The 7,223-nt window shown below is 50.9% G+C and carries 8 protein-coding genes; 6 read left to right on the forward strand and 2 right to left on the reverse strand.

Features of this window, described 5'->3' with window-relative positions:
- Together Z948_RS19005 and Z948_RS0100810 are read left to right on the forward strand one after the other, a co-directional pair.
- The coding region (locus tag Z948_RS19005; RefSeq protein WP_037968774.1) for a hypothetical protein at positions 1-748 on the forward strand (748 nt) is incomplete at its 5' end.
- Between the two features lie 320 nt (positions 749-1,068).
- Positions 1,069-2,085 (forward strand): replication initiation protein, encoded by a 1,017-nt coding sequence (locus tag Z948_RS0100810; protein WP_025057681.1) that lies wholly within the window; start codon positions 1,069-1,071, stop codon positions 2,083-2,085.
- Between the two features lie 657 nt (positions 2,086-2,742).
- On the opposite strand, the gene Z948_RS0100815 is transcribed toward Z948_RS0100810, so the two are convergent.
- Complete coding sequence (locus Z948_RS0100815; RefSeq protein ID WP_025057682.1) at positions 2,743-3,138, reverse strand: hypothetical protein; 396 nt, start codon at positions 3,136-3,138, stop codon at positions 2,743-2,745.
- Between the two features lie 119 nt (positions 3,139-3,257).
- Positions 3,258-3,797, reverse strand: coding sequence for a recombinase family protein (locus Z948_RS0100820; protein ID WP_025057683.1), 540 nt, complete (start codon positions 3,795-3,797; stop codon positions 3,258-3,260).
- A 565-nt stretch (positions 3,798-4,362) separates the two neighbouring features.
- Between Z948_RS0100820 and Z948_RS0100825 the strand changes: the two genes are divergently transcribed.
- The 4 genes from Z948_RS0100825 to mobQ all read left to right on the forward strand — a co-directional run.
- Positions 4,363-4,668 (forward strand): hypothetical protein, encoded by a 306-nt coding sequence (locus Z948_RS0100825; RefSeq protein WP_156026489.1) that lies wholly within the window; start codon positions 4,363-4,365, stop codon positions 4,666-4,668.
- Positions 4,669-4,902: 234 nt separating this feature from the next.
- The gene (locus tag Z948_RS19245) at positions 4,903-5,742 is read left to right on the forward strand and encodes a calcium-binding protein (RefSeq protein ID WP_156026490.1); all 840 of its coding nucleotides are present in this window, start codon (positions 4,903-4,905) and stop codon (positions 5,740-5,742) included.
- A gap of 248 nt (positions 5,743-5,990) precedes the next feature.
- Entirely contained in the window at positions 5,991-6,263 is a 273-nt protein-coding gene (locus Z948_RS0100835; RefSeq protein WP_025057686.1) for a hypothetical protein, read from the forward strand.
- Positions 6,256-7,223: MobQ family relaxase (gene mobQ / locus Z948_RS0100840; RefSeq protein WP_025057687.1), on the forward strand; the 968-nt coding region annotated here is incomplete at its 3' end. The genes Z948_RS0100835 and mobQ, both read left to right, overlap by 8 nt.

Raw genomic sequence — 7,223 nt, forward strand, 5'->3', positions numbered from 1 at the left:
AGAGACTCAGGAACGCCAGAGGGCCCTTGAGGCGCAGAAAGCCCGCGAGGAGGCTCTCAGGGCCGCTCAACAGGCAGAACAATACGCTGAGGTCACAGCGCCCTTGGTCGCCCGTGCCAGAAAGAACCCAGCCTTTGCAGACCAGGTCACAAGCTGGGGTATCAATTTGGATTGTTCAAACCATGAGGCCGCACGGAATAAGTATTGGACCTACGCAGGCGAAGGCCACGGCAGCATGATGATTTGGAAAATCCTGACCAACGAAGCTGAGGCCATGGACGAGAAAGAAGCACAGGAGGCCGAACGCCAACGATTGGCGGATGTCGAAACCTTCATGGCCAGACAGATCAAACATGTGGACCGCTTTCCAACGCCCGCAAAGCGCGGCCCCTTCACAGGCTTCAAGGCACTGGACCCTGACAGCATCGATCGAGCGTTCACCAGCAAGTATCGAGCGAAGCTGACACCAGAAGAACGCACCACCACAATTCAGAATATGGTGGAACGCTGGGTGGAACGGATCATTGAGGATATCGCCAGCTTGGCACAAACCGCACAATCCATTTGGCTCCGGCTCACCAGCAACAATATCGATGCGGCCAAAATGCTCAAGCAATCGCTCGAGGACAATCCCGATCTGCGCAAGCCTTTGTTCGATGTCCTTCCCAAAGAGGAACCGGACCCTGAGAAACCGAAACAACAAAATCCAAAGTCGAAGATAGATTACAACGGCCCATCTGGTCCCTAATCATTCTTAGCAAACGCGAACGTCAGGCTTAATGAAAGGGACATGAAATAGGGAGTGATTGTTCGCAGTGAATGCGACCTTCTAAAATGATCCACTACCAGACCAACACGCACAAAATATCTTATGTATTTATTCAAAGAGGGAACGTAGTTCCCTTATTTCTTAAGGTTTCTATATTTCAGAGGCGGCTAACTGACTGAAAATAAAAATCTAATCAGATTAATACACACTTTTCGGGACTTTAAACACACTTTTCGGGACCCTTAGACACACTTTTCGGGACTACCAACACTTATTGATGTACCGAAAAGTGTTGGTTAATGTTTGGTATGGGATACGCAGTAAACAGTGCAAAAACGAGTGATCACGACCCCGACCAGCTGAGCAAGGCGGGGGAGTTGGTGGATGGGCACTACAGCGAGCGGGCGCTGCGAAATCCACCGAGTTTACAGGCGCTCAAATTGCAAGACGTTCTGATGAAGAATGCCGGTGGGAAGATCGCCGATGACAGGTGGCATGAGCTGCCACTGGCCACCTTCAAGCAGGTGAAGGGGTTCCGTAACTTGACACATGAAGATGTGGTGCGCCTCTTTGAAGAACTGCGAAGTGTAACCATGCGCCATGTGAACAACGCTGAAGGACATACGGCCATTTACGGTCTGATCGCGGTGGGGCGTGTGGACATGGATGAAGGTACCGGCAGGCTGCGCTACAAATTCGACGATGAGTTCCGCAAGATCGTTGAGAAGTCAAACCTCTATGCCGTCCTAGATTACCGTGCCGGTCTCGCGATGTCTTCGCGTTATGCACACCGTTTGCATGAGATGATTTCCTTCCGTGCTGCCCGTCAAAGGCAGATAGAACGTTTCACTATCGAAGAGTTGCGCGCCCGTTTAGGGGTTCAGACTGGCAAGCTTTCCACATGGACCGCTTTTAAGCAAAAAGCCTTGGATACGGCCATTGAAGAGGTCAACCAATCGAGTCGCTTTCATGTGAGTTTCCGCATCACGAAACGAGAACGCCGTAAGACGAGTGAGGTCGAGCTGACTTGGGAGGTCAAAGAGGTTCTTGAGGATGCCAAGAAAGAACAAGAAGCACATTCTATTGTCCGTAAAGGGAGGCGAGCCGAAACCAAAATACGGCTATCCTTCCCTGAAACAGGCAGCGTTAAATATACCGACCCATGGGAGAAATTGGCCCATGAGAACTGCAATTGGGATCATAGAAAAATTGCAGATGCGTTCCGCTCATTTTGCACCCAAAAGAACATCAAGCTGAGCGCAAAGAACATCGAAACAGTGTTTGTTAACTTTTGCAAAAGTCAGAGCAAAATATGAGATATGATGAATAAGGAACATGCTGAATACTATAACAACTCACTTAGAATTATTGACTCATTAATTATTTAAGCATAACTGTGTGTATAAGAATATCCAGAAGGCTTCCTAACCTTCTATGAATAACAGGCCTTTGCTTTGGTGAGCAAAGGCCTGTCCTTTATCTGGACTGGTAGAGGTCACCGGAACCCAGTGCCCCCCAGATTAACAAGCTACCTTACGGCTTTTTGTTAATCTTCCAGACTGCGTAAACGGCTACACATAAATGCGCGGCAGTCAGCAGAAGGGTAAGAATATCCATATGGATTCCCAACGCACCAAGCTTTGAATTTACCTCGCATGTTGGTGCATGAAAGGCAGACTGATAACATCCAAGGTTCATGATTAGAGAGAGGGTTCCTAACTCTAATTATCCGCTTGAATGCTTAGGCACGCCCAGCTTTCCTAAAACTGGTGCATGTAACATACACTGCGGCCGTTAAAGGGCCTAGTAGAAACAGGCCTTTTTGATCCTAATTACAGCTTAATATGTGGAAAACTCACTTTAGCCCTAGCTGAGCGTCAGTTCAGAGCTTGATCTATCGGCCGTCTCGTTTCCTAGTAGTCAAAAACTCGTTCAAAACCTAACCAGTTGTTGAAGGTTTTTGGTGTACTGATTTAGCTACCTCTGATCCGAGCCCATAAAGACCGTTTCGGGGCCTCCCCTGCCCCGTCAGGTGGCATGAGCCGAGCGAGAGATTGTGCCTGTTGTTTCCAATCTGCCTTATCAGCTTCCAAACGCTCGATGGTTTCCATAGCTGCATCAAGTTTGACTTGTAATAGAATGTTTTCATTGCTGTTAATAGGATTGTTAGGTGTGGCCAAATTTGACTGGTCAAGGCCCTCAATTTTACCGCGAACCTTATAAACTCGTGTTAATTCTGACCGGTCAATTTCCCAAACACCTTGACCATCTTTGTTGGCTGATATTTTTCCAGATTTCAGGTGTTTCATAAGAGTTGGCCGAGAAACTTGGTAATGCTTTACTGCTTCTCTTACACTGACTTTTACCATCTTTGTCACCTTTAATTTACATCTGTCAAGTGTGGTTAATTACCCACCAAGTTTACCATATGACTTTACAGGTAGCTTGGTCAATTCAACAGAAAACGAGCCTAGGTGGCGAGTGTTGCTCAAGCCCGCCTGATCGTACTCTTACTAACCTGAAACAACCGCGCCAGTTCTGCGATGCCACGGCCTTCCTGATCCCGCATCCGGGCAACCTCGGCGCAAAGCTCCGCAGAAAGAGCAGGGGGCCTGCCACCAACACGCCCTTGTTTGCGTGCGGCAGTCAGCCCTTCTTTGGTTCTCTCAGATATCCGCTCACGCTCGAACTGGGCGATGGATGCGAAGACGTGGAACACCAATCGTCCTGCTGGTGTCGTAGTGTCGATGTCTTCAGCCAGAGACCGGAACCCAGAACCTTGCGCACGGACAGCCTCAACAATGCTCAAGAGATCTTGCAGGGATCGGCTGAGGCGGTCGTACTTTGTCACAACGACAACATCACCATCCCGCAGCTGCTCGATCATGCGATCAAGTTCAGGGCGGGATTTTTTGGTGCCTGAGATTTTCTCAGCAAAGATGCGTTCCGCGCCAGCCGCTTCCAAAGCCGAAGTCTGCGCATCAAGATGCTGTTCTTCCGTCGAGACGCGTGCGTAACCAATGATCAATGTTGAACCCTTTCAAAAACGTTCCAGAACTACTTAAGTTTTGAAAGGGGTTTTTGATAGCGAAAATCTAGGGGTTTTATGGTCGTGTCAAAAACGGCCGTTTGTGGGACTGATAATCAACTCACCCTTGTTTACGCATTTATGCGTACAATCGAAATGGTAAGAATTCCCAGACCTTAATGTCATCAAATAAAAGATTTATAATTCAACCTAAAGTAATGAGGTAACAAATGAAACATCCGGTCTTAGCGGTGCTCGCCGTTGCATTAGTGGGGTGCGGGACTGCACCTCAGAATGATCTGATCTACCAACAATTACTGGCGAACCCGCCGACTGAAATTCCGGACCGGCATCTTGATCGGCTGAGGCAAGGGCGGTTTTCTTGTGATGTGTTAAATGAGGGCCAGTCCGATCAGTATATGCTCTGCTATCGGCCTCAGGACGGATTGAGACCAGTCCAGACTGCATACTTGAGCTATTTCCAGCCAAACACTCTACGACCTCCGACGCCTTCGATGCTTGGGACGCAACGTGGAACTTTAATAATTGAACAACTCAAAGTAAGATGAAGGAAAAACCGATGGCTATAAATAATGCAGGTACGCTAAATGCACTCGCGACCATGTCAGAGCTTGCGTATGAACCAACGGCGACGGTAGGATCGGTCAGTAGCCCGACTGGAAATTATGTCGAAATAGCACAGATTATTGATGGGCCGATCGGCTTCCAAGCGCGTGCGTTTTTCAACCAAACAACAAACGACCTTGTGATAGCCTTCAGCGGCACAGAAGGTTTCCCCAATGACGCTCCTGAATTCATTCCAGATGCGGCGGCAGGCCTGGTCTTGGCAGTCTCTGGCGTTTCGCTCTAACAGGCCGCTGCGGAAGCGTTTATTTCGACAGCCGTCGGACTTGCAAACTTACAGCCTGGTGCCTTTGGCAATGTTGATGTCACTTACGTTGGCCACTCTTTGGGGGGGTTCCTGGCCCAGACAGCGAGTGCCAGTGGCACAGAAGGTGAAGTTGTCGCGTTCAACGCCCCAGGAGCGGGTGGCTTTCTTAACTTGCCTCAGGACCACCCTTTCCCGGAAGAAAATTTTACTTACGTGTATTCTGACCCTAGCGCTTGGGATGTTGGCAGTGGTGCCATTCACAGTGTTGGGCTGCCGATATCGGATAACCTTTTGTATGTTCCCGGTTCTGAGGGGCACTCATTAAGCAACGATAGTGGCACGGGGCTCGGAGATGTTTTGATTGACACCACGGACTTGGAAGAAATGGACCCGGATAACTTCTTGCCTGTTGATGAGGCAATAGGTCTGATCGCGCCGGTATTGATTGATTTCTTTGTGGACGATGAAGCTACGGACACTAATATTGAAGGCACCGCCTCTGCCGATACTCTTTTGGGGGACGAAGGTGACAATCTCATCGAAGGTCTTGCTGGCAATGATGTCATCGAAGGTCTTGCTGGCGATGATGTCATCGAGGGTGGTGATGGCCACGATCAAATCTTCGGCGGTTCTGGCGACGACTTCATTTTTGGCGGCGCAGGTGACGATGTTCTGACTGGTAACGGCGGCGCAGATACACTCGATGGTGGCGCTGGCAATGACTGGTTGAACGGTGGTTGGGGATATGACGACCTGATCGGCGGAACTGGCGCAGACCGATTTTATCACCACGGCGTAGAAACTGGTTTCGGAACGGAATGGATCCATGACTTTAGTGATGCTGAGGGGGACAAATTAGTGACCCAAGCGAACGGGACCGCTGATGACTTTGTGGTCAATTTCGCTACGACCCCAGGCCGAGGAAGCGACGATATCGCGGAAGCTTTTATCCGATACGTTCCAACAGGTCAGATTGCGTGGGTCCTGCAAGATGGGGCTGACCTAGATGAGATTACGATCAAGACCGCCGATGGCACATTCGATCTATTGTAATCAGAAGAAACCATAAGAAAGCCCTGCTTTCTAAATGAAACCCCAAATATTAAACGGCCCTCTACTAGATCGTTAGGGGGCCGTTTTCACATCTAAAAGCAATGGTACCGTTATAACTTTAAGGGGTGCAGTGGAACGCTTCCGCCACGCAAACTCGAAGCCCTTAGGGTGGGGATGATCGCAGATCAGCGCCAAGTTTGCATAGTGTGCGCACTTCCTCTATAAGTTGGAAGAGTAAAGGCAGGTCCATGGTTAAGATTATTACCGCAAACACATCCAAAAAGCAAACCAAGCGGGTCCGCACCGCAACCCAAGAAGCTGCCCAGGCCGAACTCGATGCAACCCGAGCAGCCACCGCCGCCCGCCGTCAGGACACTCGCCGCAAAGTCGTCATCGGCGGCGCACTCATGGCCCTGGCAGACCGTGACCCAGTAGCCACGCAAATGCTGGAACAGCTCAAGGCAAACCTGACACGACCCGCCGACAAAGCGCTTTTTGAGGGCGAGGACGACAATGGCTGACAGCGCAATCTTCCATCTCGACGTCAAAACAATCGGCAGGTCACAAGGCCGCTCCTCTGTCGCCGCTGCAGCCTATCGAGCCGCAAGCAAACTGCACGATGAACGCACAGGCCTGGTACATGACTACCGCCGCAAAAAGAACGGCATCGAAGACAGCTATATCGCAGCCCCTGATAACTGCGGCTGGATCACAGACCGCAGCACCCTCTGGAACACCGTAGAAGCCTCTGAAAAACGCAAGAACAGCACAACTGCCCGTGAATGGCTCGTCGCCCTCCCTGACGCTCTGAGCGACACCCAAAGAGCAGACCTAACCCGAGCCTTAGCAATCGAACTGGTCACCCGATACAAAATCGCCGTGGATGTCGCCATTCACAAACCAAGCCGCAAGGGCGATCAACGCAATCACCACGCCCACCTGCTCACCACCACCCGCGAAGCTGGGCCAGAGGGAATGGGCGCAAAGACCCGCATCCTCGATGCCGCCAAGACCGGCGGTGTTGAGATTGCCGAAATGCGCAAATGGTGGGCCGGTATGGTCAACGACGCCCTGGAAGCCGCAGACAGCGATGCGCGGGTTGATCACCGGCGCAAGTCTGTGATCGTCGCTGAGATGAAAGCAGAAGCCGAAGTGCTGCAACAGCAGGCCAATGATATCGAGGCGCTGAACGTGGATGTCGAAAATCCAAAGGATCTGGTCAAAGCCCTCGGAAAGGCAGCCCGTGCAATCAAAGACAGTGGTTTGTCGGCTGCAACGGCCAAAGCATCCGATGCACCAAAGCTGCGCGAACGCTCCAAAGAGCTAGAACTCCAAGCCGCCCAGATCGCACAAACACCCCTGAACAGCCATGATGGTCCCCAGCTCACAGCCTACAAACGCCGCATGGCAAAGACATGGAAAGACCAAGCCAAGGCAAAGGCAGCCCTGAGGGCCGCCGAGAAGGCCGAAACGGCGCGTAG

This window comes from Sulfitobacter donghicola DSW-25 = KCTC 12864 = JCM 14565, from assembly GCF_000622405.1.
Classification (GTDB): Bacteria; Pseudomonadota; Alphaproteobacteria; order Rhodobacterales; family Rhodobacteraceae; genus Sulfitobacter; species Sulfitobacter donghicola.